The following is a 419-nucleotide window of genomic DNA, read 5'->3' as shown; positions in this document are numbered from 1 at the left end:
GTGGAATGAGGCCAAAATGCTGCGGCCAGAAGCTGATGCGCTGTTCATCAGGGACTATGGTGGCAACCAGCTGAGGCTGGTCATTCCCTGATGCAGCGGTTACGGAAACAGAAGATGTGGTGGAATTATGTGAAATGGTTTTCATGAAATGACTCCTTAAAGGACAAATAAATGCGTGGTTTTCAGGGTAATGGCTGAATCAGCGCAGGCTCTCCAGCAGCGTTTCCGCCATCACCCACAATGCGCGGTTGAGCTTAATGTCAGTGTCAATGCTGTGAATGGCACGGGTATGGATACGTTTTCCTTTAGCGCTGCGACCTGAAATTCCGCCTTTCAGCATATTCTCCTGAATGGTCTGATAAGCACTCCACAGGTCCTTACCGTAATCCTCCCGGCGTCGTGGCGTCAGAATGTCGGCG

Annotated in this window: 2 pseudogenes; both read right to left on the bottom strand. The window is 50.8% G+C overall.

What is annotated here, in order from left to right:
- Positions 1-145, bottom strand: a pseudogene (locus HEN33_RS25510) (antirestriction protein); the annotation flags it as partial.
- Positions 146-199: 54 nt separating this feature from the next.
- Positions 200-419, bottom strand: a pseudogene (locus tag HEN33_RS25505) (DUF932 domain-containing protein); the annotation flags it as partial.

It is taken from the genome of Escherichia sp. 94.0001 (genome assembly GCF_013369155.2).
Taxonomy (GTDB): domain Bacteria; phylum Pseudomonadota; class Gammaproteobacteria; order Enterobacterales; family Enterobacteriaceae; genus Escherichia; species Escherichia coli_F.
The sequence above is the reverse complement of the archived record's forward strand: the minus strand, read 5'-3'. Positions and strand labels throughout refer to the sequence as shown.